This is a genomic window from Streptomyces sp. NPDC030245 (assembly GCF_055572995.1).
Genome location: NZ_JBVICF010000005.1, coordinates 370,305 through 393,799 on the forward strand (window position 1 = coordinate 370,305; position 23,495 = coordinate 393,799).

24 protein-coding genes are annotated in these 23,495 nt (G+C 68.9%); 4 read left to right on the top strand and 20 right to left on the bottom strand.

Annotated features, from left to right (window positions below; translation table 11 throughout):
* Nucleotides 1-22: 22 nt before the first annotated feature.
* From tatA to ACZ4Z4_RS16340, 9 genes are all read right to left on the bottom strand, one after another.
* Complete coding sequence (gene tatA / locus ACZ4Z4_RS16300; protein ID WP_468327361.1) at nt 23-304, bottom strand: Sec-independent protein translocase subunit TatA; 282 nt, start codon at nt 302-304, stop codon at nt 23-25.
* Between the two features lie 208 nt (nt 305-512).
* Nucleotides 513-710: a hypothetical protein gene (locus ACZ4Z4_RS16305; RefSeq protein WP_468327362.1), complete on the bottom strand. Its 198-nt coding sequence runs from the start codon at nt 708-710 to the stop codon at nt 513-515.
* Between the two features lie 9 nt (nt 711-719).
* Nucleotides 720-980 carry a hypothetical protein gene (locus ACZ4Z4_RS16310; protein ID WP_468327684.1) on the bottom strand — a complete coding sequence of 87 codons (261 nt, stop codon included), beginning with the start codon at nt 978-980 and terminating at the stop codon, nt 720-722.
* An 11-nt stretch (nt 981-991) separates the two neighbouring features.
* A complete protein-coding gene (locus ACZ4Z4_RS16315; protein ID WP_468327363.1) occupies nt 992-2,041 on the bottom strand; it encodes a helix-turn-helix transcriptional regulator in 1,050 nt (349 codons plus the stop codon).
* A gap of 17 nt (nt 2,042-2,058) precedes the next feature.
* On the bottom strand, nt 2,059-3,036 hold the full coding sequence (locus ACZ4Z4_RS16320) for a helix-turn-helix transcriptional regulator (RefSeq protein ID WP_468327364.1): 978 nt from the start codon (nt 3,034-3,036) through the stop codon (nt 2,059-2,061).
* Nucleotides 3,037-3,203: 167 nt separating this feature from the next.
* The gene (locus tag ACZ4Z4_RS16325) at nt 3,204-3,578 is read right to left on the bottom strand and encodes an FKBP-type peptidyl-prolyl cis-trans isomerase (protein WP_468327365.1); all 375 of its coding nucleotides are present in this window, start codon (nt 3,576-3,578) and stop codon (nt 3,204-3,206) included.
* Between the two features lie 59 nt (nt 3,579-3,637).
* Nucleotides 3,638-4,636 (bottom strand): FKBP-type peptidyl-prolyl cis-trans isomerase, encoded by a 999-nt coding sequence (locus ACZ4Z4_RS16330; RefSeq protein WP_468327366.1) that lies wholly within the window; start codon nt 4,634-4,636, stop codon nt 3,638-3,640.
* 147 nt (nt 4,637-4,783) lie between these two features.
* Nucleotides 4,784-6,145 (bottom strand): Pup--protein ligase, encoded by a 1,362-nt coding sequence (gene pafA / locus ACZ4Z4_RS16335; protein ID WP_055567245.1) that lies wholly within the window; start codon nt 6,143-6,145, stop codon nt 4,784-4,786.
* 9 nt (nt 6,146-6,154) lie between these two features.
* Nucleotides 6,155-7,414 carry an MFS transporter gene (locus tag ACZ4Z4_RS16340; protein WP_468327367.1) on the bottom strand — a complete coding sequence of 420 codons (1,260 nt, stop codon included), beginning with the start codon at nt 7,412-7,414 and terminating at the stop codon, nt 6,155-6,157.
* Nucleotides 7,415-7,480: 66 nt separating this feature from the next.
* Here ACZ4Z4_RS16340 and ACZ4Z4_RS16345 point away from each other — a divergent pair, with 66 nt between their 5' ends.
* Nucleotides 7,481-8,545, top strand: a complete 1,065-nt coding sequence (locus tag ACZ4Z4_RS16345; protein ID WP_468327368.1) for a LacI family DNA-binding transcriptional regulator — start codon at nt 7,481-7,483, stop codon at nt 8,543-8,545.
* 72 nt (nt 8,546-8,617) lie between these two features.
* Here ACZ4Z4_RS16345 and prcA read toward each other — a convergent pair whose 3' ends face one another.
* From prcA to arc, 6 genes are all read right to left on the bottom strand, one after another.
* Nucleotides 8,618-9,391: a proteasome subunit alpha gene (gene prcA / locus ACZ4Z4_RS16350; protein ID WP_468327369.1), complete on the bottom strand. Its 774-nt coding sequence runs from the start codon at nt 9,389-9,391 to the stop codon at nt 8,618-8,620.
* A 53-nt stretch (nt 9,392-9,444) separates the two neighbouring features.
* Nucleotides 9,445-10,290 carry a proteasome subunit beta gene (gene prcB / locus ACZ4Z4_RS16355; RefSeq protein WP_468327370.1) on the bottom strand — a complete coding sequence of 282 codons (846 nt, stop codon included), beginning with the start codon at nt 10,288-10,290 and terminating at the stop codon, nt 9,445-9,447.
* Nucleotides 10,242-10,739, bottom strand: a complete 498-nt coding sequence (locus tag ACZ4Z4_RS16360) for an endonuclease VII domain-containing protein (protein ID WP_468327686.1) — start codon at nt 10,737-10,739, stop codon at nt 10,242-10,244. The genes prcB and ACZ4Z4_RS16360 overlap by 49 nt, the downstream gene beginning before the upstream one ends.
* Nucleotides 10,675-10,893, bottom strand: a complete 219-nt coding sequence (locus ACZ4Z4_RS16365) for a ubiquitin-like protein Pup (protein WP_150219625.1) — start codon at nt 10,891-10,893, stop codon at nt 10,675-10,677. Before ACZ4Z4_RS16365 ends, ACZ4Z4_RS16360 begins: the two co-directional genes overlap by 65 nt.
* 124 nt (nt 10,894-11,017) lie before the next feature.
* Nucleotides 11,018-12,529, bottom strand: coding sequence for a depupylase/deamidase Dop (dop, locus tag ACZ4Z4_RS16370; protein WP_468327371.1), 1,512 nt, complete (start codon nt 12,527-12,529; stop codon nt 11,018-11,020).
* 213 nt (nt 12,530-12,742) lie between these two features.
* Nucleotides 12,743-14,509 (bottom strand): proteasome ATPase, encoded by a 1,767-nt coding sequence (gene arc, locus ACZ4Z4_RS16375; protein ID WP_362993692.1) that lies wholly within the window; start codon nt 14,507-14,509, stop codon nt 12,743-12,745.
* A 254-nt stretch (nt 14,510-14,763) separates the two neighbouring features.
* Between arc and ACZ4Z4_RS16380 the strand changes: the two genes are divergently transcribed.
* Nucleotides 14,764-15,075 carry a ferredoxin gene (locus tag ACZ4Z4_RS16380; RefSeq protein ID WP_468327372.1) on the top strand — a complete coding sequence of 104 codons (312 nt, stop codon included), beginning with the start codon at nt 14,764-14,766 and terminating at the stop codon, nt 15,073-15,075.
* A gap of 19 nt (nt 15,076-15,094) precedes the next feature.
* Here ACZ4Z4_RS16380 and ACZ4Z4_RS16385 read toward each other — a convergent pair whose 3' ends face one another.
* The 3 genes from ACZ4Z4_RS16385 to ACZ4Z4_RS16395 all read right to left on the bottom strand — a co-directional run bounded on the left by ACZ4Z4_RS16385 (nt 15,095) and on the right by ACZ4Z4_RS16395 (nt 18,356).
* Entirely contained in the window at nt 15,095-15,679 is a 585-nt protein-coding gene (locus ACZ4Z4_RS16385; protein WP_468327373.1) for a hypothetical protein, read from the bottom strand.
* A gap of 240 nt (nt 15,680-15,919) precedes the next feature.
* Nucleotides 15,920-16,822: a tRNA (adenine-N1)-methyltransferase gene (locus ACZ4Z4_RS16390; RefSeq protein WP_125511707.1), complete on the bottom strand. Its 903-nt coding sequence runs from the start codon at nt 16,820-16,822 to the stop codon at nt 15,920-15,922.
* A gap of 55 nt (nt 16,823-16,877) precedes the next feature.
* A complete protein-coding gene (locus tag ACZ4Z4_RS16395; RefSeq protein ID WP_468327374.1) occupies nt 16,878-18,356 on the bottom strand; it encodes a site-2 protease family protein in 1,479 nt (492 codons plus the stop codon).
* A gap of 129 nt (nt 18,357-18,485) precedes the next feature.
* On the opposite strand from ACZ4Z4_RS16395, the gene ACZ4Z4_RS16400 reads away from it, so the two are divergent.
* Together ACZ4Z4_RS16400 and ACZ4Z4_RS16405 are read left to right on the top strand one after the other, a co-directional pair.
* Nucleotides 18,486-19,367, top strand: a complete 882-nt coding sequence (locus tag ACZ4Z4_RS16400; protein WP_468327375.1) for a RecB family exonuclease — start codon at nt 18,486-18,488, stop codon at nt 19,365-19,367.
* A 15-nt stretch (nt 19,368-19,382) separates the two neighbouring features.
* The gene (locus tag ACZ4Z4_RS16405) at nt 19,383-20,054 is read left to right on the top strand and encodes a response regulator (protein ID WP_098241447.1); all 672 of its coding nucleotides are present in this window, start codon (nt 19,383-19,385) and stop codon (nt 20,052-20,054) included.
* A gap of 84 nt (nt 20,055-20,138) precedes the next feature.
* On the opposite strand, the gene ACZ4Z4_RS16410 is transcribed toward ACZ4Z4_RS16405, so the two are convergent.
* Together ACZ4Z4_RS16410 and ACZ4Z4_RS16415 are read right to left on the bottom strand one after the other, a co-directional pair.
* Nucleotides 20,139-21,725, bottom strand: coding sequence for an ABC transporter substrate-binding protein (locus ACZ4Z4_RS16410; RefSeq protein WP_468327376.1), 1,587 nt, complete (start codon nt 21,723-21,725; stop codon nt 20,139-20,141).
* A gap of 60 nt (nt 21,726-21,785) precedes the next feature.
* Nucleotides 21,786-23,393 carry an ABC transporter substrate-binding protein gene (locus ACZ4Z4_RS16415; protein WP_468327377.1) on the bottom strand — a complete coding sequence of 536 codons (1,608 nt, stop codon included), beginning with the start codon at nt 23,391-23,393 and terminating at the stop codon, nt 21,786-21,788.
* Nucleotides 23,394-23,495 lie beyond the last annotated feature (102 nt).

Below are 23,495 nucleotides of genomic sequence, written 5' to 3' on the forward strand. Positions count from 1 at the left end.
GGCCGTCGTCGCCGGCCTTGGATCAGCGCTGCGTCGTACGGTCGGTCGGCTCGGTGACCGGGCGCGAGCTGGTCACGTCGCCGGGGGCAGCCTGGATCGTGCGCTTCTGGAGCGGGTCGCTCGGCGGGTCGGCCGGGGCGGCGGCGTCGTCCTTGCCCTCGGACTTCATGGCCTTGGCCTCGCTCTTGAGGATGCGGGCCGACTTGCCGAGAGAGCGCGCCATGTCGGGCAGCTTCTTGGCACCGAACAGCAGGACGATGATGACGAGGATGAGAATGATCTCGGTGGGGCCGAGCCTACCCATAGCTGTATACCTTCTTCACCGAGGCGACAGGAGTCTGGTTGCCCGGCAGACCGGACATACATCCGATCTCCCGCGCTGACAGCGATCGTAACCCCCCGGGGTAAACGCTCGGCAATCCCCGCGCATACTCCGAGTGCGGCCCCCGCCTCGATCCGGGCCGTGCCCGCAGCGTACCCGCCCCCCTCGGGGAGTTGACAGATCGCGGACGCTAAAGAGCCCCTCGTCCCGCACCGGCCACCCGGGCCGCGGCCTTCTCCAGGTCCTCCGCGGCCCGGTTGATCCTCCGTGTGGTCTCGCTCACCTGACGCGCGAGACGCTGCGCCTCCACGAAGACCCTGACCGCCAGTACGCCGAGGACGGCGAGGCCCAAGAAGCCCGCCGCGATCGCGAGCATCGCCCAGAACATGCGCCGAGCCTAGACGGTCGAGTGCAGACGCAGCGTCCGCACCCCGCCGCGGGTGAGGAGTTCGACGATGCGCTCCCCCGCGGGCTTGCGCACCGCGGCCCCGCACTCGGGACAGGTGAAGGAGTAGAAGGTGGTGCGGCGGCTGGCGCCGATCGCGAGCCGCAGCGCCCCGGCGGAGAGCTCGAACCGCGCGCGGCACTCCGGGCAGGCGGCCGTGAAGAAGACGGGGGCGGGCCGCGGCTGCGCCGGCACTCCGGGCAGCCCGGACATCGTCGGTGTGCTCAACGCCGTTGCTCCTGACTGTCGTGACTGTCGCGCTCGCTCTCGTACGCCTCGACGTCCCTCTCGTACGCCTCGGCGCCCTCCCCGTACGTCTCGACATCCCTGTCGTACGCCTCAAGAGCCTCCCGTGCCGCCTGGCGCGCGCTCTCCGCGAGCTGGGGCGGGGAGACGATCCGGCCGTCCCTGCCGAGCCGCAGCGCGAGCCGGCGCAGCGAGGCGGGCTCGGGGGTGCGCAGGGTGATCCGCAGGCCGCCGTCGGGCAGCTCCTCCGCGCTGTCGTGCGGGTAGTACTCGGCGACCCAGCGGCCGCCGGGACCGACCTCGACGACGACCTCCGGATCCTCGGCCGCGGGCTGCACGAGACCTTCGGACAGGTCGCGCAGCTCCACCTCGGGCGGCATGGACGGCTCGTCGAGGATCTTGATCTCGGCGACGCGGTCGAGGCGGAAGGTGCGCCGCGCCTCGGAGCGCCGGCACCACGCCTCCACATAGGTGTGGCCGACGCTCACCAGGCGGATCGGGTCGATCTCGCGCTCGGTGACCTCGTCGCGGGCGGGCGAGTAGTAGCGGATCCAGAGCCTGCGGCGCTCGGAGATGGCCCGGTCGACGTCGGCGAAGACGCCGCCCTCGGACTCGAAGGTCACCGAGAGGCGCGAGCTGGCGCCCGCCGCCTCACCCGCCGCGGTCTCCAGCTTCGCGGTGGCGCGCAGCAGCGCGAGGCGGTCGCTCTCGCGCAGGCCGGGCAGCGTGGCCACGGCGCGGGCGGCGACGAGCAGGGCGGTCGCCTCGTCGGCGGCGAGCCGCAGCGGGGCCGCGACGTCGTCGGGGTTGTGCCACCAGATGCGGTCGCCGTCGGTGTCAATGTCGAGGAGGTCGCCGCCGCGGAAGCTGGTCCCGCACATCGGCAGCACATCGAGGTCGGAGATCAGCTCGTCCGTGGTGATGCCGAAGGCGCGGGCGACGTCGCCGACGTGGGCGCCGGGGCGCTCGCGCAGATAGGTCACCAGCGACAGCATCCGCCGCGTCTGATCGATGGCGTTCGAGGCCATTGGTCTTGTCGTTCCCCTCAGCCCTTGGCCACGGCGCGCAGCCGGTCCACGACGTCGGCCCGCAGCTCCGCGGGCTCCAGAACCACCACGTCGGGCCCGAACTCCACCAGCCAGGCATCGAGCCCGTGGCCGTACGGAATCTCCAACTCCGCCCAGCCGTCGCCCAGTTCCCGCACCGCGACGGCCTTGGCCCGCAGCGGGTAGCCGGCGTCCGTGCGCAGCCGGATCAGGGCGGTGCGGTCGGCGGTCTCCCCCGCCCAGCTCGCGACGGTCTCGCGGACCGTGACGACGTCCGGGACGTCCGCCGTGTACTTCCCCGCCCGGGCGCGCACCTTGCCGGTGATCCGGGAGAGCCGGAAGACCCGCTCGGCACCCCGGTCGCGGTCCCAGCCCGCGAGGTACCAGTGGCCGCGCCAGCACTCCAGCGCCCAGGGCTCCACGTGCCGCTGCTCGGGGCGGGCGGCGGTGGCCTTGCGGTAGTCGAAGACGACGGGGCGGCGGTCGCGGCAGGCCAGCATCAGCGGCTCGAAGGACGCCTCGTGCGCGGGGATGCGGGGCTCCAGGGCGCTGTGCGCCCCGTACGGGTCCACGCCCTCGGGCAGGCCTGCGGCGCGCAGCTTCTGAAGGGCGCCGCTGGCGGCCCCGGCGAGGCGGGCCTGCTGCCAGACCTTGGCGGCCAGGCCGAGGGCCGCGGCCTCCTCGGCGTCCAGGGTGATGGGCGGCAGGCGGTTGCTGTCGCGGCGGGCGAGGTAGCCGACCTCGCCCTCGAGGTTCTCCACGGTCTCGATGACCAGGCCCAGCTCGCGCAGATCGTCCTTGTCGCGCTCGAACATCCGGTTGAAGGAGTCCTCGGACCCGGCTGCCCGGCCCCCCGGCCCGAAGGCCTCGACGTACGCCTCGATGGAGTCCCGAAGCTCACGCTTGCTGAGCGGCCGCCGGGTCCCGAGCAGGCACAGCGCAAGATTCATCAGCCGCTCGGCCTTGGCAATGGCCATCGACGCCCTTTCTCGGCTGTTCAGATTGTGCTTCCGACCGATGACCGTACCGCCCGGGGGTGTCTGCGCAAAAGCCGAGGGTTCATGCCGGACAGGCTGCGCAAAAGCCGAGAGCCCATGCCGGGCAGGCATGGACCCTCGGCGAAAGGATCAGGTCACAGACGTCCTCAGACGGAGACCAGGTCGCAGACGAAGATCAGCGTCTCGCCCGGGGCGATGCGGCCGCCGCCTGCGCCGCGGTCGCCGTACGCCAGGTGGGCCGGGATGGTCAGCTCGCGCCGGCCGCCGACCTTCATGCCCTGCACGCCCTGGTCCCAGCCGGGGATGACCTGGCCGGCGCCCAGCTGGAACTCCAGCGGGTTGCCGCGGTTCCAGCTCGCGTCGAACTCCTCGCCCGTGCTGAAGGCCACGCCCACGTAGTGGACCTTGACGAAGTCGCCCGCCTTCGCGACCGGCCCGTCGCCCTCCCAGAGGTCCTTGATCTGGAGATCGGCCGGCGGGTCGCCGACGGGGAAGTCGACCTCGGGCTTGTCGATGTTCACGAAAATGCTCCTGCTTGATACGAAAAGGTCAGCTCGGACAGTCTTACATCCCCGAGGGCTCAGGCCTTCGCGAGGATGTCCACGCAGAACACCAGCGTGGAGTCCTTCTTGATCGAGCTGCCCTGCGGCGGCTGGTCGCCGTACCCCAGCTCCGGCGGGATGACGATGAGGACGCGGCTGCCGACCTTCTTGCCCGTCAGACCCTGCGCCCAGCCCTTGACGACCTGCGCCAGCTGGAACTGGGCGAGCTGCCCGCTCTTGTACGAGGAGTCGAACTCCTTGCCGTCGGCCCAGAGCACACCCTTGTACTGGCAGAGGAGGCTGTCGGTCTCCTTGACCTTGTCGCCGTCGCCCTCCAGGACGTACGAAGCGACGAGCTTCTTGGGGGCGTCGGTCTTCGGGACGTCGATCGAGGGGGCCTTGCCGTCGGTGTTCGTGCCGACCTTGGGCAGGTCCTTGTTGGACTGCGCGACCTCCTTGCCCTCGGCCGAGCTCTTCGAGTTGAAGGTGCCGACGAGGTCGACGACGAACACCAGCGTGTCCGAGCCCTTGATGCCCGCCTGCTTGTTGCCCTCCTCGCCGTACCCCATCTTCGGGGGGATGGCGATCTCCACCCGGCTGTCGAGCTTCTTGCCGACCAGCGCCTGGTCCCAGCCCGGGATGACCTGGCCGACACCGATCGGGAAGACCGTGGGGTTGCCGCGGTCGTACGAGTTGTCGAAGACCTTGGCCGTGGCCCAGATCTGGCCGAGGTAGTTGGCCTGGAGATAGTCACCCTTGGCGACCTTCTTGCCCTTGCCCTCGATCAGGGTCTTGACGGCGAGGTCCGAGGACGGCTTGCCCTTGCCCTTGGCCACGGTCGGCTTCTGGCCGAACTTGTCGCCCTTCGTGATCTCGGGCAGCGGCCCGTCCACGATCTTCGCGGTCGGCGGGGCCGACGTCGCGTTCGTCGGGCTGTCGGTGGGCTTGGACTTGGCCTTGTCGGCCTTGTCGTCACCACAACCTGCCAGCGTGAGCAGGCCGGCCGGGACGGCAAGGAGAAGTGAGCGTCGGCGCACGGTGGGGGCCTCGTATCGGTCGATCTTGTGGGTTGGCGTGCGCGCAACTCTACGGCGTGAGAAGGGCGCCGTACGAGGAACGTACGGCGCCCGTGTTGCGTTCCCGCAACATGACTCGGTTCCCCAGGGCCCCTTTGGGCCCCGGGATCACATGCCGGCGATGAGCTTCTCCACCCGGTCGTCCACGGACCGGAAGGGGTCCTTGCACAACACGGTGCGCTGTGCCTGGTCGTTGAGCTTGAGGTGGACCCAGTCGACCGTGAAGTCACGCCGCTGTTCCTGAGCCCGCCGGATGAAGTCCCCGCGCAGCCGCGCGCGGGTGGTCTGCGGCGGCACCGACTTGCCTTCGAAGATCTTCAAGTCGTTGCAGATACGGGCGGCTTGGCCCTTCTTCTCCAGGAGGTAGTACAGCCCCCGACGACGGTGGATGTCGTGGTACGCGAGGTCTATCTGCGCGACCCTCGGGTGCGACATGGTCATGTTGTTCTTGGCGCGGTACCGCTCGATGAGCTTGTACTTCATGACCCAGTCGATCTCGGTGCCGATGCGGTCGAGGTCCTCCGACTCGATCGCGTCCAGCGTGCGGCCCCACAGCTCCAGGACCTGCTCGACGGTGCCGGTGCGGATGCCGCGCCGGTCGACGAAGTCCACCGCCTTCTCGTAGTACTCGCGCTGCACTTCGAGGGCCGAGGCCTCCCGGCCGCTGGCCAGGCGCACCTTGCGGCGGCCGGTGATGTCGTGGCTGACCTCCCGGATCGCCCTGATCGGGTTCTCCAGAGTCAGGTCCCGCATCACCGTGCCCGCCTCGATCATGCGCAGCACGAGATCGGTGGCACCGACCTTGAGGAGCATGGTCGTCTCGGACATGTTCGAGTCACCGACGATGACGTGGAGCCTGCGGTAGCGCTCGGCGTCCGCGTGCGGCTCGTCGCGGGTGTTGATGATCGGCCGGGACCGGGTGGTCGCGGAGGACACCCCTTCCCAGATGTGCTCGGCACGCTGACTGACGCAGTACACGGCGCCGCGCGGAGTCTGCAACACCTTGCCCGCGCCGCACAGCAGCTGCCGCGTGACGAGGAACGGAATGAGGATGTCCGCGAGCCGGGAGAACTCCCCGTGACGTGCCACCAGATAGTTCTCGTGGCAGCCGTAGGAGTTTCCCGCCGAATCGGTGTTGTTCTTGAAAAGGTAGACGTCGCCCGCGATTCCCTCCTCGTGCAGGCGGCGCTCGGCGTCGACGAGCAGGCCTTCCAGAATGCGCTCGCCCGCTTTGTCGTGGGTGACCAGCTCGGTCACGTTGTCACACTCGGGTGTCGCGTATTCCGGGTGTGACCCCACGTCGAGATACAGGCGGGCGCCGTTCCGCAGAAAGACGTTGCTGCTGCGGCCCCATGACACAACACGGCGGAAGAGGTAGCGCGCCACCTCGTCAGGCGACAGGCGGCGCTGTCCCCTGAACGTGCACGTGACGCCGTACTCGTTCTCCAGCCCGAAAATGCGGCGGTCCATGACTGAACATTACGCCTGATGCCCGGCACTGAAACCGGGTTCGGCAGCACCGTTTCGATCATTTTCCGATGAACCCGCAACAACCCCGGATTCCACGACCGGTACGAGTACCCGCGCCGTGGCGAGCAGAACCAGCAGCGCCGCCACGCCGGCGAGCCCCGGCACCGCGAAACCCCACGCCGCGCCACCCCACTCGACCATCGGCCCCGCCGCCGCCGTCCCCAGCGACGCCCCCACCGTGAACGTCGTCACGAGCCAGGAGAACGCCTCCGTCACGGTGCCCCGCGGAGCGTGCCGGTCCACGATGATGAACGCACACGCGAGCGCCGGCGCGAGGAACACACCCGCGAGCGCCGTCAGCGGCACCATCGCCACCGCCCCCGGCGTCAGCACCAACGGCCAATAGCAGACCGCCAACAGCGCCACCAGGAGACTCAGCCGCCGCTCCGGCACACCGGCCCACTGCCGCGCCCCGTACACGGAACCACCGACGAGCGCGCCAAGACCGAGCGCCGCCATCATCCAGCCGTACACCGCGTCACCCCCGTGCGCGTCCGCGTACGAGACCCCGGCGACGGTGATGGAACCGAGCGCCATGCCGATGAAGAGGAACGCGCCGAGGAGCGCGAGGAGCCCCGGCGAGCGCAGGGCACCGAGCCAGTGCGCCTCCCGCGGCGCCGAGCGCCACGCGCGCGAAGGCCGGGACACCACTACGGAGAGGGCACCGAGCACGCCGACCACGTTGACGACGAGGAGCGCCACCTGCTCCGACCACAGGGCCACGCAGCCCGTGATGAGCAACGGCCCGACGGTGAACATGACTTCCTGGGCTATGGCGTCCATGGCGTACGCGGTGTGGACCTGCTCCTCCTTGCCGAGGACGCTCGGCCACAGGGCGCGCAGACCGCCCTCCAGAGGCGGCGTGAACAGACCGGCGGCCCCCACCGCCCCATACGCGAGCGCCAGCTGGTCCGGCCCCGTGAACGCGAACACCGCCATGCCGAGCCCGGAGAGCAGCGCGGCGGGCAGCTGGATGCGCGGCTGGCCGTACAGGTCGACGAGGCGCCCGAGCAGCGGCTGGCCCACCGCGTTGGCCACGCCGTACACCGCGGCCAGCGCGCCGGCCAGGCTGTAGGTGCCGCCCTCGGCCCGGATGAACAGCACGATTGCGATCGCCGCCGTCGCGTTCGGCAACCTGCCCACCAGCGTCCCGGCCAGCAGCCGCGTCGCGTACCGCGTCCGGAGGATCTCCGCGTATCCCGCCGCCATGTTCTCCGCCCTCCCCCCGCACGCCGAGCCGGGGTTTTACGTATAACGTCCGGCGTCATACGTACCATGAGCGCAGCACGCGGGTCCACCGCAGAACGGGAGGCGACAGTGGCCGGGCCACTTCAGGAAGCCGGGGCCCCACGCCCCACCAGCCGCGACGTCGCACGCGCGGCCGGCGTATCCCAGGCCACCGTCTCCCTCGTCCTCGGCGACAAATGGCGCGGCCGCGTCGCCGAACCCACCGCCGAACGCGTCCGCACCGCCGCACGCGAACTCGGCTACCGCCCCAACCTCGCCGCCCGCAACCTCCGCCTCGGCAGGACCAGAACAGCCCTCCTCGTCGTCCCCGAACTCACCAACGAATTCTTCGCACACGTCTACACCGGCGTCGCCCGCATCGCCGCCCGCCACGGCTTCGGCGTCGTCCTCTACCCCTCCCCCGACGGCATCGGACCCGCCCGCGACCCCTTCGCCTCCGCCCGCGCCTCCCTCGACGGCGTCCTCGCCTCCTCCATGGCCTCCGACGCCCTCGCCACCATCCGCGGCGACGACCTCCCCCTCGTCATGCTCGACAGCGACCCCGCCGGCAGCCTCGGCGCCGCCACCGTCAACCTCGACCTCGCCGACGGCATGCGCCGCGCCACGGAACACCTCCTCGCCCTCGGCCACCGCGACTTCCTGCACCTCGCCGCCGACGTCGACTCCTGGACCTTCGACGTCCGCGCCGACGCCCTCGACCGCACCCTGCGCGGCACCGACACCGCCGTACGCCGCGTCGCCGCACCCCTCAACGTCGCAGGCGCCCGCGTCGTCGCCGAAGCCGCCCTCTCCGCCCCCGGCCCCCGGCCCACCGCGGTCGTCTGCGACGACGACTTCCTCGCCGCCGGAGTCTGCAAAGCCGCACACCGACTCGGCCTGCGCGTCCCCGAGGACGTCTCCGTCACCGGCTTCGACGACCTCACCCTGGCCACCGCCGTCGAACCGGAACTCACGACGGTCCGCCTCCCCGCCGAACGGTTCGGCGAGCGCGGCATGGAGTCCCTCGTCGCCGTCCTGGAGGGCCGCGCCCCCGACGCCACCCCGCTCCCCGTCGAGCTGGTCGTCCGCGGCTCCACCGGACCCGCCCGCTGACGGCCACCCCACACACGAACGCGCCCCGCGCCCCGGCCGTCGGCCGGAACACGGGGCGCGCCCGCAAGCGAACTACTCGATGTCACCGCCGGACTTCGGCGCAGGCCCGGCGTCCTCGTCCGCATCGGTCGCCGCGTCCGTCGCACCGCCCTCGTCGAGCAGCCGCGACAGCTGCCGCCCCACGATCCGCTTGAACTTCCGCTGCTGCGGCCGCGTCCGGTCCAGGATCGCCACCTCCAGCCGCTCCGCGGGGATCTCCCGCTCACTGCCGTTGGTGTCGCGGGACAGCGCCTGCACCGCGAGCTTGAGCGCCTCGGCCAGCGTCATCCCGTCCCGGTGCCGCTGATCGAGATACGTGCTGATCTGCTCGGCGTTGCCACCGACCGCGACCGAACCGTGCTCGTCCACGATCGAACCGTCGTGCGGCAGCCGGTAGATCTGGTCACCGTCCGGCGTCGTACCGACCTCGGCGACGACCAGCTCCACCTCGTACGGCTTCTCCGCGTTACTGGAGAAGATCGTGCCGAGCGTCTGCGCGTAGACGTTGGCGAGCCCACGGGCCGTCACGTCGTCGCGGTCGTACGTATATCCACGAAGGTCGGCGTAGCGCACGCCGCCGATGCGCAGATTCTCGTACTCGTTGTACTTGCCGGCGGCCGCGAAGCCGATCCGGTCATAGATCTCGCTGAACTTGTGCAGCGCACGGGACGGGTTCTCGCCGACGAACACAATGCCGTCGGCATACTGCATCACGACAAGGCTGCGGCCACGGGCGATGCCCTTCCTGGCGTATTCCGCCCGGTCGGCCATGGCCTGCTGGGGTGAGACATAGAACGGCGTCGACACCGGATCCGTCCCTTTCTGTCAAAAAACTTCAGTCAGTGGCGAATTCGGAGCGATCAGAGCAGAGCGGCGCGCGGACCGTCCGGCTGCTCAAGACGCTTCTCCAGGATCGCGCGCGCGATCGCGGACGACTCGTCGTCCGTCAGCCTCCGGAACCCCTCGTCCGAGATCACCGTGACGATCGGGAAGATCCGGCGGGCCACATCCGGACCACCCGTCGCCGAGTCGTCGTCGGCCGCGTCGTACAGCGCCTGAACGACCAGCGTCGTCGCCTGCTCCTCGGTGAGACCGTCGTGGTAGAGCTTCTTCATCGCACCGCGCGCGAAGACCGAACCCGAACCGGTCGCCGCGAAACCGTGCTCCTCCGAACGCCCACCCGTCACGTCGTACGAGAAGATGCGCCCCTTCTCGCGGTCCACGTCGTACCCCGCGAAGAGCGGCACCACGGCGAGACCCTGCATGGCCATGCCGAGATTGCTGCGGATCATCGTGGAGAGCCGGTTCGCCTTGCCCTCCAGCGAGAGCGTGGCGCCCTCCACCTTCTCGAAGTGCTCCAGCTCCAGCTGGAAGAGCTTCACCATCTCCACGGCGAGACCCGCCGTGCCGGCGATGCCCACCGCCGAGTACTCGTCGGCCGGGAACACCTTCTCGATGTCCCGCTGCGCGATCACATTGCCCATGGTCGCCCGCCGGTCACCGGCGAGGACCACACCGCCGGGGAACGTCACGGCCACGATGGTCGTGCCGTGCGGCGCCTCGATGACGCCCTGCGTGGGCGGCAGTTGACGGTTGCCGGGGAGGATCTCCGGCTGGTGCTCGGAGAGGAAATCCATGAACGACGACGAACCAGGCGTCAGGAAGGCAGCTGGTAGACGCCCGGTGCTACGAGGATTGGCTTCCACGAGTTTCCTTCCAGGTAAGCGGTGGCTCGGCGGGTCCTGTCGGGGTCGTCCCCCAACTTGCCGATGCCCGAGTTGCAGTTGAAGCACAGTACGCCACGGACTTTACCCGTCTCGTGACAGTGATCCACATGGACGGCGGGGGCACTGAGACAGATCACGCAGAGCCCCTTTGGGGAGGCGATCATTTCATCGCGTTCGGCTTCGGTCATGCCGTACTGGCGCTTGAGATGTCCGGCACGGCCTGCAGTAGCACTGCAGGCCATCACGCCATGCCCGATTTGACGCAAACGCCTCGCGCGGCTTGAACTCCCGGCATCGCGCGCCGCTTGAGCGGCTCCGACAAGACCCCTCCTTACATCCCCACCCTTCGATTCGAAGGAAAAGTCACTCCCCACCCTTCTGAACGAAGGAGCGCACGAAGTCCTCGGCGTTCTCCTCGAGCACATCATCGATTTCGTCAAGAACCGAGTCGACGTCGTCGCTCAGCTTCTCCTGCCGCTCCTTGAGGTCCTCCGAAGCCTGCGCGTCCTGCGTCTGCTCCTCGGTCTCCTCGGTGGGACGCGTCGCCTTCTGCTGTCCGCCGCCGGTGTCCTTGGTCGCCATCTACCTCACCCCGCTCGCTCGGTTAGACGTTCTTGATCAGACCCTACGCTTCGGGTCCGACATCGGCCCCGCAGTTGCGTCAACGTGCGGGACCCACCTCTGTGATTCCCCCGTGGATGACCTTTCAGCCGCCCGAGAGGACCCGAACCAGGTCCTCTGCGCTGCGGCAGCGGTCCAGGAGTTCCTTGACGTGGTTGCGCGTGCCGCGCAGGGGCTCCAGCGTGGGCACCCGTTGCAGAGAGTCACGGCCGGGGAGGTCGAAGATGACCGAGTCCCAGGAGGCCGCGGCCACGTCGTCCGCGTACTGCTCGAGGCAGCGGCCGCGGAAATACGCGCGCGTGTCCTCGGGCGGCTTGGTGGTGGCGCGCTCGACGTCCGCCTCGTCGAGGAGCCGCTTGATCTTGCCGCGGGCCACCAGACGGTTGTAGAGGCCCTTCTCGGGGCGTACGTCGGCGTACTGGAGGTCGACCAGGTGGAGCCGGGCGGCGTCCCAGTCGAGGTTGTCGCGGCGGCGGTAGCCCTCCATGAGCTCGCGCTTGGCGACCCAGTCGAGCTCTCCGGAGAGGCTCATCGGGTCGCTCTCCAGGCGGCCGAGGACGTCCTCCCAGCGGGCCAGTACGTCCTTGGTCTGCTCGTCGGCGTCGGAGCCGTACCGCTCCTCTACGTACTTGCGGGCGAGCTCGAAGTACTCCATCTGGAGTTGCACGGCGGTGAGTGACCGGCCGCTGCGGAGCGTGACGAGGTGCTTGAGCGACGCGTCGTGGGAGACCTGGTGCAGGGTGCGCACGGGCTGGTCGACGGCGAGGTCGACGTTGATGAAGCCGTCCTCGATCATCGCGAGGACCAGGGACGTCGTGCCGAGCTTGAGGTACGTCGAGATCTCGGAGAGGTTGGCGTCGCCGATGATGACGTGCAGCCTGCGGTACTTCTCGGCGTCGGAGTGCGGCTCGTCGCGGGTGTTGATGATGGGGCGCTTCAGCGTCGTCTCCAGGCCGACCTCGACCTCGAAGTAGTCGGCGCGCTGGCTGAGCTGGAAGCCGTGTTCGTGGCCGTCCTGTCCGATGCCGACGCGGCCGGCGCCGGTGACGACCTGCCGGGAGACGAAGAAGGGCGTGAGGTGCCGCACGATGTCCGAGAAGGGGGTCTCCCGCTTCATCAGGTAGTTCTCGTGCGTGCCGTAGGAGGCGCCCTTGTTGTCGGTGTTGTTCTTGTAGAGGTGGATCGGCTGGGCGCCGGGGAGCTGGGCCGCGCGTTCGGCGGCCTCGGCCATGATGCGTTCGCCGGCCTTGTCCCACAGGACCGCGTCCAGGGGGTTGGTGATCTCGGGTGAGCTGTACTCGGGGTGCGCGTGGTCCACGTAGAGGCGCGCTCCGTTGGTCAGGATGACGTTGGCGAGGCCGATGTCCTCGTCGGTCAGCTGGCTGGAGTCGGCGGCCTCGCGGGCGAGGTCGAATCCCCGCGCGTCCCGCAGCGGGTTCTCCTCCTCGAAGTCCCAGCGGGCGCGCCGCGCCCGGTGCATCGCCGCGGCGTAGGCGTTGACGATCTGGGACGAGGTGAGCATTGCGTTGGCGTTGGGGTGGCCGGGGACGGAGATGCCGTACTCCGTCTCGATGCCCATTACTCGCCGTACGGTCATGCGGCCCTCCTTGCCCGGCGGCGCTCCCGTTCGGGAACGGCGCTCAAGTACCGCTGTTGCTCCGGTGCGTGTGCGGTGCCCGTCCCCGCACTGCGCGACTCGGCGGTACCGAAGAGCCTAGAACGCCTTTGCGCTGGTGGGGAGATCATTGCCTTCATTGAAAAGCAGACGGCTGCGGGTACCCGTGAAGGACACCCGCAGCCGTCCTGTGTTCTACAGGTATTGACCGGTGTTGGCCACCGTGTCGATGGAGCGTCCGGTGTCCGCGCCCTGCTTTCCGGTGACGAGGGTGCGGATGTACACGATCCGCTCGCCCTTCTTGCCGGAGATGCGGGCCCAGTCGTCGGGGTTGGTGGTGTTGGGCAGGTCCTCGTTCTCCTTGAACTCGTCGATGCAAGCCTGGAGGAGGTGGGCGACCCTGATGCCCTTCTGGTTCGCTTCGAGGAAGGCCTTGATGGCCATCTTCTTGGCGCGGCCCACGATGTTTTCGATCATGGCGCCGGAATTGAAGTCCTTGAAGTAGAGGACTTCCTTGTCGCCGTTGGCGTACGTCACCTCGAGGAAGCGGTTCTCCTCGGATTCGGCGTACATCTGCTCGACGACGGATTGGATCATGCCCTGGACGGTGGTGCGCCGGTCGGCGCTGTGCTCGGCCAGGTCGTCGGCGTGCAGCGGGAGCCGTTCGGTGAGGTACTTGGCGAAGATGTCCTTCGCGGCTTCGGCGTCGGGGCGCTCGATCTTGATCTTGACGTCGAGTCGTCCGGGCCGCAGGATCGCGGGGTCGATCATGTCCTCGCGGTTGGAGGCGCCGATGACGATGACGTTCTCCAGGCCTTCCACGCCGTCGATCTCGGCGAGCAGCTGGGGGACGATGGTGTTCTCCACGTCCGAGCTGACGCCGGATCCGCGGGTGCGGAAGAGGGATTCCATCTCGTCGAAGAAGACGATGACGGGGGTGCCTTCGCTCGCCTTCTCGCGGGCACGCTGGAAGACCAGGCGGATGTGGCGCTCGGTCTCGCCGACGTACTTGTTGAGGAGTTCGGGGCCCTTGATGTTGAGGAAGTAGCTCTTCCCCGCGGGCTGGCCGGTGACCTCGGCGACCTTCTTGGCAAGGGAGTTGGCGACGGCTTTGGCGATCAGTGTCTTGCCGCAGCCGGGGGGCCCGTACAGCAGGACGCCCTTGGGCGGCCGCAGTTCGTGCTCCTTGAAGAGGTCGGGGTAGAGATAGGGGAGCTCGACGGCGTCCCGGATCATCTCGATCTGGCCGCCGAGGCCGCCGATCTTCTCGTAGCTGATGTCGGGGACTTCTTCGAGGACGAGCTCTTCGACCTCGCTCTTGGGGATGACCTCGTAGACGTAGCCGGAGCGGGGTTCGAGCAGGAGGGCGTCGCCCGGGCGGATGGTGACGTCGAGGAGGGGTTCGGCGAGCCGCACCACTCGTTCTTCGTCGGTGTGTCCGACCACCAGGGCTCGATCGCCGTCCTCGAGGATTTCCTTGAGGGTGACGATGTCGCCGACGCTCTCGAACTCCATGGCCTCGACCACGTTGAGCGCTTCGTTGAGCATTACTTCCTGGCCGCGCCTGAGCTCTTCGAGCTCCACGCTCGGGCTGACGTTCACCCGGAGCTTGCGGCCCCCGGTGAAGATGTCCGCCGTGCCGTCCTCGTTCGCCACGAGGAAGACTCCGAAGCCGGCCGGTGGCTGTGCGAGCCGGTCGACTTCCTCCTTGAGGGCCACGATCTGGTCGCGGGCCTCACGGAGCGTGTTGGCGAGCCGCTCGTTCTGTGCGGATACGCCGGCCAGGTTGGTCTGCAGCTCGACGATCCGCTCTTCGAGAATCCTCGTATGACGCGGAGAGTCGGCGAGCTTGCGTCGCAGGACGGCGATTTCCTGCTCGAGATAGGCAACCTGACCGGCGGGGTCCTCAGACCCTCGCCCCGGCCGGATGCCGCGGTTGATGTCGTCGTCGTGGGCTGCCACGGTCCTCACCTCCTCCAAGGGGAGCTGGACGCTTCCAGACCCTACCTGGGTGGGTGTCGATTGAAACCCCTAGATCACAAAGACAGTGGGGGTGTGTCCGATCTTCACCCTTGCGCTCTCCCTCACGCCAGAGGAATACCCACCCAACAACATCGGAAAGCGGGCGGTTGTATCGTCGAACTGTTCAACACCCGTCAGGGCTGGCCCGACTTGCTGTATTTTCGGGCCGCCCGGCGCAGCGACCGGCAGGAGAGATGACCGTGCGGCACGAGGCCGAGACCGGCAGTGAGGGCGATCCGCTGGAGGTCTGGATCGACCAGGACCTCTGTACCGGGGACGGCATCTGCGCGCAGTACGCGCCGGAGGTGTTCGAGCTGGACATCGATGGTCTGGCGTATGTGAAGAGCGGCGACGACGAGCTGCTTCAGACCCCGGGGGCGACAACGCCCGTGCCGTTGCCGCTCCTCAACGACGTCGTGGATTCGGCCAAGGAGTGTCCTGGCGACTGCATCCATGTGCGGCGGGTTTCGGACGGCGTCGAGGTCTACGGCCCCGAGGCGGCTTGATCCGGCCGCTGCCGGGGCGTCACACGCTGCGCGCCTCGGCGGGCGTCGTCCGCTTGAACGTCCCGTCCTTCCATTGCCACTTGGCTCTGTCCTGCTTGTCGGGGCAGCAGCGGGGTACGTCGGGTGTGGAGTAGCCGAGGAGGGTGGCGGTGACCGCGCCGTCACGCAGGGCGAAGGCGCTGACGGTGAGGCGGTCCTCGGGGTCGACGAGGGTCGCGACGACGCGGGGTTTGCCGGCTGCCGGCCTGATCACATAGATGCCGTCGGGCGGGGTGCCGGATCCGGCGTCGCAGTGGACGACGGCGACCGTCTCGGGTCTGGTGTCGCCGTCGAGGTCGCCGGTGGCCTTCTTCTTCACGACGGGCTCGACGGGGCCGCAGCTGATCGGGAAGTCGACGGAGGCCGGGTCGGGCGCGGGGGCCGGGGCCGGTGCGGCCGCGGCGGCTCTGGGGTGCGGCTTCGGGCCTGTCTGTGCGGCGGTCGCGGGGTCGGGCTGGAGGACGGCGGAGGCGGCGACGACGGCGGCCAGGGCGGCCGCGGTGGCGAGCCAGTGGATGGGGCGGGCGGTGGTGTGGGCCAGTTCCGGGACGGCGGGGTGCTGCACTAGGAAGTGTCTCCTGTGAGGGCTGTGCCGGCGGGGGGTGGCCAGCATCGTGCCATACGTCACAGTGAGGTGGAACACCGGGGTCACGGTGGTGATCCGGTTGGTGATCCGGTGGCTCTCGCGGTTCTTCCGGTACGCGGCTGGTGTCCTGTCAACGAAACGGCGCCGCCGCCGAGTTCCCTGGTCGGTCAGGGAACTCGGCGGCGGCGCCTGCTCATTGGGCGGGTCCTGTGGCGCGGGTCAGCGCGGGGTGCCGCCGTCGGCGTTCGGTCCTGAGTAGTCCTCGCCGTAGGCGCCCTTGGCGGGGCGGCGGCGGCGCATGGGGGGCTCGACGCCGTCCGCGAGGCGGCGGGCGGTGAGGAGGAAGCCGGTGTGCCCGATCATGCGGTGGTCGGGGCGGACGGCGAGGCCTTCGATGTGCCAGTTGCGGATCATCGACTCCCAGGCGGTCGGCTCGTTGAAGCCGCCGATCTCGCGGATGGACTCGACGGTCCTGGCGAGCTGGGTGGTGGTCGCGACGTAGCAGCAGAGGATGCCGCCGGGGACGAGCGCCTTGGAGACGGCCTCCAGGCATTCCCAGGGGGCGAGCATGTCGAGGATGACGCGGTCGACCTCGGTGTCGCTGAGGTTGTCCTGGAGGTCGCCGACGGTGAGCTGCCAGGCGGGGTGGGGGCCGCCGAAGTAGCGCTCCACGTTCTGCTGGGCGATCTCGGCGAAGTCCTCGCGGCGCTCGTAGGAGTGCAGCATGCCCTGGTCGCCGATGGCGCGGAGCAGGAAGCTGCTGAGCGATCCGGAGCCCACGCCCGCCTCGACGACGCGGGCGCCGGGGAAGATGTCGGCGAAGGCCAGGATCTGCCCCGCGTCCTTGGGGTAGACCACGGCGGCGCCGCGGGGCATGGACAGGACGTAGTCGGGGAGCAGGGGTCGCAGCGCCAGGTAGGCGACGTTTCCCGTGGTTCGGACAACACTGCCCTCGGGAGCGCCGATCAGCTCGTCGTGGGGGAAGGAACCCTTGTGGGTGTGGAAGTTCTTCCCGGCTTCGAGCGTGAACGTGTAGTGGCGTCCCTTGGGGTCGGTGAGCTGGACCTGGTCCCCGACCTTGAAGGGCCCGCGACGGCGGGCGGCACCGGTCGGTTCGGACATGTGACCAGCCTACCGGCCGTGGCGGGAACCTCGGACCACCGCTGGGGGGCGGTGCTCAGGAGGGTCTGGCCATCGCTTTGACGAAGGCGCGTTCGACGTCGGCGGCGGAGAGCACTCCGTAGATCTCGCCGGACTCCTCGACGACGAGGTATTCGGTGGCGGGGGTGGCCCTGAGGGTGTCGAGGAGTTCTTCGCCGGCGAGCTCGGCGGAGATGCGCATGCCTTCGGTGATGTCCTGGGCGAGGCCGCCGACGCCGACCCAGGGGCGGCGGTGCTGGGGGACGGAGACGATGGCCGCTTCGCGGACGACGGCCATGGGGTCGCCGTCGGCGTCGACGACGACGAGGGCGCGGGCGCCGGCGTCGTTGGCCCTGCGCAGTGCTTCGGAGAGCGGGGTGTCGCTTTCGACGGGGACGGCGCGGCGGGTCAGGGTGCGGGCGCGCAGCTCGGGCAGGTGTTCGCGGAGGCGGGCCATGCGGAGGCTGTTTCCCGCGCCGGTCCAGATGATGGCGGCGAGGATCGCGGCGAGCAGGGCGTCGGTGACGGTGTTCATGCCGCCGATGTCCTCGGGTTCGCCGCCGAGGGCGCCGGACTGGTTGAGGAGGGGCAGTCCGATGAGGACGGAGATGGCGAGGGCGCGGCCGACCCAGGCGGCGGCGACGGTGCCGCTCATGGGTTTGCCGGTGATCTTCCAGACGACGGCGCGCAGCATGCGGCCGCCGTCGAGGGGGAGGCCGGGCAGGAGGTTGAAGGCGGCGACGATGAGGTTGGAGATCATCAGTCCGGCGAGGAGTACGCCGGGCACGGTGCCGGGGTCGACGGCCTGCATGCCCGCGTAGAACACGCCGGCGAGGACGAGGGAGAGGAGGGGGCCGACGAAGGCGAGGACGAATTCGCGGCCGGGGGTTTCGGACTCCTTCTCGATTTCGGAGACGCCGCCGAAGAACTGGAGCTGGATGCGGCGGACCGGCAGTTTGAACCGGAGGGCGGCGACGGTGTGGGCCAGTTCGTGGACGAGTACGGAGGCGTAGAAGGCGACGGCGAAGAAGAGGGAGACGAGGTAGCGGGCGCCGCCGAGCTCGGGCAGGACGCGGTCGAGCTGGTCGCCGAAGACCCAGGTGATGAGGGCGGCGACGAGGAACCAGCTGGGTGCGACGTAGACGGGCACGCCGAACGGCTTGCCCATGAGGAGGCCGCCGCCGGGTCCTTTCTGTGCCTTGGGTGGGACCGGGGTGCCCTTGCCGTGGGGTGGTGCGGGCGGGTGCCGCGGGTCCGTGGGGCGGTCCTCGCGGGGCGTCTTGGTGAGGGATGTGGGGGTGTCGTCGCGCCGGGGCTGTGCGGGCTCGTCGGCGGTGCCGCTGCCCGTGTCGTCCCGGTTCGGGACGGTGTCCGTGTCCGTGTCCGTGCCGGCCGGGCGCGTCGGCTCCGGGGAGCCGGCCGCGCCGTGTGCGTCTTTCGGGTTCTGCGGGTCTTTCTGCCGCAGCCCTTCGGTGCCGTCGGACTGCGGCCCGCCGCTCCCGCCGCTTTCGTCCACGATGTCCCCTCGTTCGAAGCGTCCCTCGCCCCGGTATGGCGCGGTTACCCGCACGATCATGCAGGGTGAGACGGTCTGTCGTCGATGGTATGCGGCTGTTGTCAGTGGTGGGTCGTAGGGTCTGTCCTCATGGAAACCAGCACCGACGGTGCCGCGGCGGCCGTGCGCCCGGCGTCCTTGTCGCCCTCGCGCGCGGGCGATTTCATGCAGTGCCCGCTGCTGTACCGGTTCCGGGTGATCGACAAGCTGCCCGAGAAGCCGAGTGAGGCGGCGACCAGGGGCACTCTGGTGCACGCGGTGCTGGAGCGGCTCTTCGACGCTCCGGCGGGTGAGCGCACGGCGCCGCGCGCTAAGTCGCTCATTCCGGGTCAGTGGGACCGGCTGCGGGAGGCGAAGCCGGAGCTGACGGAGTTGTTCGCGGACGATCCGGAGGGCGAGCGCATGGCGCGCTGGCTGTCGGACGCGGAGAAGCTGGTGGAGCGCTGGTTCACGCTGGAGGATCCGACGCGTCTGGAGCCCGCGGAGCGTGAGCTGTTCGTGCAGGCGGAGCTGGCGTCGGGGCTGAAGCTGCGCGGGATCATCGACCGGGTGGACGTGGCGCCCTCGGGCGATGTCCGCATCGTGGATTACAAGACGGGCAAGGCCCCGCGTCCGGAGTACGCGGAGGGCGCGCTGTTCCAGATGAAGTTCTACGCGCTGGTGGTGTGGCGTCTGAAGGGTGTGGTGCCGCGCCGTCTCCAGCTGGTCTATCTGGGCAGCGGTGACGTGATCACGTACGACCCGGTGGTGGCGGACCTGGAGCGGGTGGAGCGGAAGCTGCTCGCTCTGTGGGAGGCGATCGAGCTGGCGACGGAGACGGGTGACTGGCGGCCGCGGCCGACCAAGCTGTGCGGTTGGTGCGATCACCAGGCGGTGTGTCCCGAATTCGGTGGGACTCCCCCGCCGTATCCGCTTCCTGTGAGGGCGCCCGAGTCCGTGGAGGGCGGGCAGGGCAGAATGGGCGCGGACTAGCTGAAGGAGAGACACGTGGCCATCCGCGTCCTACTGGTCGATGACCAGCCGCTGTTGCGCACCGGGTTCCGGATGATTCTGGAGGCCGAGCAGGACATCGCGGTCGTCGGCGAGGCCGGCGACGGCCTACAGGCTCTCGACCAGGTGCGGGCGCTCCAGCCCGATGTGGTCCTGATGGACATCCGCATGCCGCGGATGGACGGTGTGGAGGCGACCCGGCAGATCACCGGTCCCGGCCGGGACGGTCCGGCGAAGGTGCTGGTCCTGACGACCTTCGACCTCGATGAGTACGTGGTGGAGGCGCTGCGCGCCGGTGCCAGCGGCTTCCTCCTGAAGGACGCCCCGGCGAACGAGCTGGTGCAGGCGATCCGGGTGGTCGCGGCGGGTGAGGCGATGCTCGCGCCGAGCATCACGCGCCGGCTCCTCGACAAGTACTCCGCGCATCTGCCGTCCGGTGACGAGCCGGTGCCGGACACCCTGCACACGCTCACCGAGCGTGAGGTGGAGGTCCTGAAGCTGGTCGCGCGCGGTTTGTCGAACGCGGAGATCGCGGCGGACCTGTTCGTCAGCGAGACGACCGTGAAGACGCATGTCGGTCATGTGCTGACGAAGCTGGGCCTGCGCGACCGGGTGCAGGCCGCGGTGTACGCGTACGAGAGCGGTCTGGTGCGCCCCGGCGCGCAGTGACCCTTGCTCGGAGGGAACGACGAAGGTGGCCGCCCCCGGCGAGGGGGCGGCCACCTTCGTCCGTACGGTCAGCCGGTTGCGGGGTCAGCCCTTGCTGATCTCCCAGAACCGGAAGACGGTGGACGCGTCGAGGCAGGACTCCAGGCCGTAGACGCTGTCGCGGACGACCGCGTACTGCTTGGCCTGCCAGACCGGCAGGACGGGCAGCTGCTCGGCCACGATGTCCTGGAGCTGGCCGTACTGCTTGTCGGTCCTGGTGCGGTCGCTCTCCGTCGCGGTGCCGGGGATGATCTTCCCGGTGATGGTGCTGTTCTCGAAGTGGTTGCCGAGGACGTTGCCCTTGCCGAAGAAGGGCTGCGTGAAGTTGTCGGGGTCCGGGTAGTCCGGCACCCAGCCCTTGACGTAGACGCCGTACTTGCCGGCTTCGATGTCCTTCTCGTACTGGTCGAACGCGACGGACTTCACCTCGGCGTCGAAGAGGCCGGACGCGTTGAGCTGCTTGGCGATGGCGCGCAGCTCCTGGTCGGTGGCCGGGCCGTAGCGGGTCGGCGTCGACCAGAGGGTCAGCTTGACCTTGCTCTCGATGCCGTCGGAGCGCAGCGCGGCGGCGGCCTTGGCGCGCTGCGGGCGGGCGCCGTAGGTGTCGAAGAACGCCGTGTTGTGGCCGCCGATGCCGGCGGGGACGATCGAGTACAGCGGCGTGGCCGTGTCCTGGTAGACCTCCTTGACCAGGGCGTCCCGGTCCAGGAGGTACGCCATGGCCTTGCGGACGCCGAGCTTGCCCGCCACCGGGTCCTTCATGTTGAAGACCAGGTGCTGCACCTCGGCGCTGGTGCCCTCGACGATGTCGACGTCCTGGCTGTCCTTGGAGGTGTCCTGCTCGATGTCGGCGATGTCGGCGGCGGCGAGGCCTCGGTAGGCGACGTCGATCTTGCCGTCGAGGAGGGCCTGCTTGAGGCCCTTCTGGTCGCCGCGGAAGAACTTGAGGGCGATGCCTTCGTTCTTCGTCTTGGCGGTGCCCTTGTAGTCGGAGTTGACGGAGAAGACCGCCTGCTCCTTGCTGAACGAGTCGAGCTTGTACGGTCCTGAGCCGACGGCCTTGCCGTCCTCGCGCAGCCGGTTCATGTCGTACTCGCGGTGGTCCACGATGGAGCCGGCGCCCGAGGCGATCTTGCTGGGGAAGGTCGCGTCGGAGTACTTCAGCTTGAAGACCACGGTCTTGGCGTCCGGCGTCTGCACCCGGTCGAGCATCGGGAACATGATCGCGGGGCCGTCGCCGTCGTTGATCTTCCGCATGCGGTCGAAGGAGAACTTGACGTCCTTCGACGTGAGCGCGTTGCCGTTGCTGAACTTCAGCCCGTCACGCAGCTCGCACTTGAAGACCTTCGCCTCCGTGTCCGTGAAGCCGCAGCTCTCGGCGGCCTCCGGCGCGGGCTCGGTGGCGCCCTTGGGGAAGCTCAGGAGCGACTGGAAGACGTTGTTGAACAGGAGCCAGGAACCGGGGTCGTAGCCGGATGCCGGGTCGGTGGCGAGGACGTCGTCGGACATCCCCATCACGACCGCGTCGCCCGTGTCCCCCGCGCCACCCGATTCCGTGCCACAGCCGGTCAGCAGGGCGGCGGCGAGCCCTCCCGTGAGGGGAAGGGCCAGCCACTGGTTACGACATTTCACTTACGTGCCTTTGGTCTTGTGGTCGTTCGCTGGAACTCGAGGTGTCTCCGGATGCGGAGGTCAGCCGCTGACGCCGCGGCCGAGCTCCCACAGCTGGAGGTTGGACGAGGAGTTGAGGGCCCACTCGACACCCGTGATGTCGTCGCGTGCCGCGATGTACTGCTTGCCCTGCCAGAGCGGGAGCACCGGGACGTCGTCGGCGACGATGTCCTGGATGCGGCGGATGCTCTTGGAGGCGGCGAGCCGGTCGGCCTCGCGTCGGGACGTCGGGATCAGCTGGTCGTTGATCGTGTCGTTCACGTACGGCGAGCCGAGGAAGTTGTCCTTGTCGAGGAAGGGCGCGAGGAAGTTGTCGGCGTCCGGGAAGTCGGGGAACCAGCCCATGCCGTACGCCGCGTACTTGCCGTTGCGTTCGGCGGCGCGGAAGGTGTTCCACGGCACGCCCTTGATCGACACGTCGAACAGCCCGGAGTCGTTCAGCTGGTCGCGCAGCAGCTCGAACTCCTTCTTGGTGCCCGGGCCGTAGTGGTCGGTGGTGTAGTGCAGCGTCATCTTCACCGGCGTGGAGATGTTCGCCTTGTTCAGCAGGGTGCGGGCCTTGGCCGTGTTCGGGTTGCCGTACTTGTTGAAGAACGAGTTGGCGTGCCCGGTGATGGTGGAGGGGACCAGCGAGTACAGCGGGTCGGCCGTCGAGCCGTACACCGCGGAGGCCAGCGCGCCGCGGTCGACGAGCTGCGCCATGGCCTGGCGGACGGCCTTGTTCTTGGCCGTCGGGGCGTCGGTGTTGAAGGCGAGGTAGCGGATCTCCAGACCCTGCATCTCGACCACGTCGATCTTCTTGTCCTTGGCCCCGTCGTACTGCTTGACCTGCTCCGGCGACATGGTGCGCGTCATCAGGTCGATGTCGCCGTCCTCGAGCGCCTTGCCCATGGCGGCGGTGTCGGCGAAGTTGCGGAGCTCCACCTTGTCGCTCTGGACCTTGAACGCGCCCTTGTAGTGAGGGTTCTTGGTGAAGACCGTCTTGACCACGCGGTCGTTCTCGACCTCCGACTTCGCCGTGTACGGGCCCGAGCCGTCCACGTCGAAGCCGTCCCGCAGCTTGTTCTTGCTGTAGTGGTCCTTGCTGATGATGCCCGCGGTGGGCGTGGCCAGCTTGAACGGGAACGTCGCGTCCGGGGTCTTGAGGTGGAAGACGATGTCGCGGGCGCCCTGGACCTCGATCTCCTCGACGTTCGAGACCAGGCCGTCCGAACCGCTGGGGTACTTGATCTTGATGTCGCGGACCCGCTCGATGGAGAACTTCACATCGGCGGCCGTCAGCGGCTCCCCGTCGGAGAACTTCAGCCCCTTGCGCAGGGTGCAGGCGTAGCGCTCGTTGCCCGTGTCGGTGAAACCGCACTGCTCGGCGGCCTCGGGCTGCGGGTCGCCGCCGCCGCGCGGCATGGCCATCAGCGTCTGGACGGTCTGGCGCAGGATGTTCCAGGAACCGGCGTCGTAGGAGTACGCCGGGTCGAAGGGCGCCGGCACCTCCTTGGAGATGGCGAACGTGTCCGTGGTGCCGGCGGTGACCGGCTTGTCGCCGTCTCCGCCGTCCGAACCACCGCACGCGGCGAGCGCGGGGGCGAGCAGACCTATGACAGCCGGCAGCACCAAAGTCTTGCGGTTCATGCTCGACGTTCTCCAGAGCTCTTGATTCCCGTGAATCCGGCAACGCGGGGTGTGGGTTGGTGGGGCACGGGGGGTGGGGCGATGTTCTCGCGACGAGATTAG

Excerpts from the sequence above, each read along its gene's own strand:
- ACZ4Z4_RS16315 (WP_468327363.1), bottom strand. The coding sequence starts at position 2,041 with ATGGCCTCGAACGCCATCGATCAGACGCGGCGGATGCTGTCGCTGGTG.
- ACZ4Z4_RS16305 (WP_468327362.1), bottom strand. The coding sequence starts at position 710 with ATGTTCTGGGCGATGCTCGCGATCGCGGCGGGCTTCTTGGGCCTCGCC.
- ACZ4Z4_RS16310 (WP_468327684.1), bottom strand. The coding sequence starts at position 980 with ATGTCCGGGCTGCCCGGAGTGCCGGCGCAGCCGCGGCCCGCCCCCGTC.
- ACZ4Z4_RS16400 (WP_468327375.1), top strand. The coding sequence starts at position 18,486 with ATGGAAACCAGCACCGACGGTGCCGCGGCGGCCGTGCGCCCGGCGTCC.
- ACZ4Z4_RS16340 (WP_468327367.1), bottom strand. The coding sequence starts at position 7,414 with ATGGCGGCGGGATACGCGGAGATCCTCCGGACGCGGTACGCGACGCGG.
- pafA (WP_055567245.1), bottom strand. The coding sequence starts at position 6,145 with ATGGACCGCCGCATTTTCGGGCTGGAGAACGAGTACGGCGTCACGTGC.
- ACZ4Z4_RS16380 (WP_468327372.1), top strand. The coding sequence starts at position 14,764 with ATGACCGTGCGGCACGAGGCCGAGACCGGCAGTGAGGGCGATCCGCTG.
- tatA (WP_468327361.1), bottom strand. The coding sequence starts at position 304 with ATGGGTAGGCTCGGCCCCACCGAGATCATTCTCATCCTCGTCATCATC.
- ACZ4Z4_RS16365 (WP_150219625.1), bottom strand. The coding sequence starts at position 10,893 with ATGGCGACCAAGGACACCGGCGGCGGACAGCAGAAGGCGACGCGTCCC.
- ACZ4Z4_RS16320 (WP_468327364.1), bottom strand. The coding sequence starts at position 3,036 with ATGGCCATTGCCAAGGCCGAGCGGCTGATGAATCTTGCGCTGTGCCTG.
- ACZ4Z4_RS16360 (WP_468327686.1), bottom strand. The coding sequence starts at position 10,739 with ATGATGTGCTCGAGGAGAACGCCGAGGACTTCGTGCGCTCCTTCGTTC.
- ACZ4Z4_RS16415 (WP_468327377.1), bottom strand. The coding sequence starts at position 23,393 with ATGAACCGCAAGACTTTGGTGCTGCCGGCTGTCATAGGTCTGCTCGCC.
- dop (WP_468327371.1), bottom strand. The coding sequence starts at position 12,529 with ATGACCGTACGGCGAGTAATGGGCATCGAGACGGAGTACGGCATCTCC.
- ACZ4Z4_RS16345 (WP_468327368.1), top strand. The coding sequence starts at position 7,481 with ATGAGCGCAGCACGCGGGTCCACCGCAGAACGGGAGGCGACAGTGGCC.
- ACZ4Z4_RS16390 (WP_125511707.1), bottom strand. The coding sequence starts at position 16,822 with ATGTCCGAACCGACCGGTGCCGCCCGCCGTCGCGGGCCCTTCAAGGTC.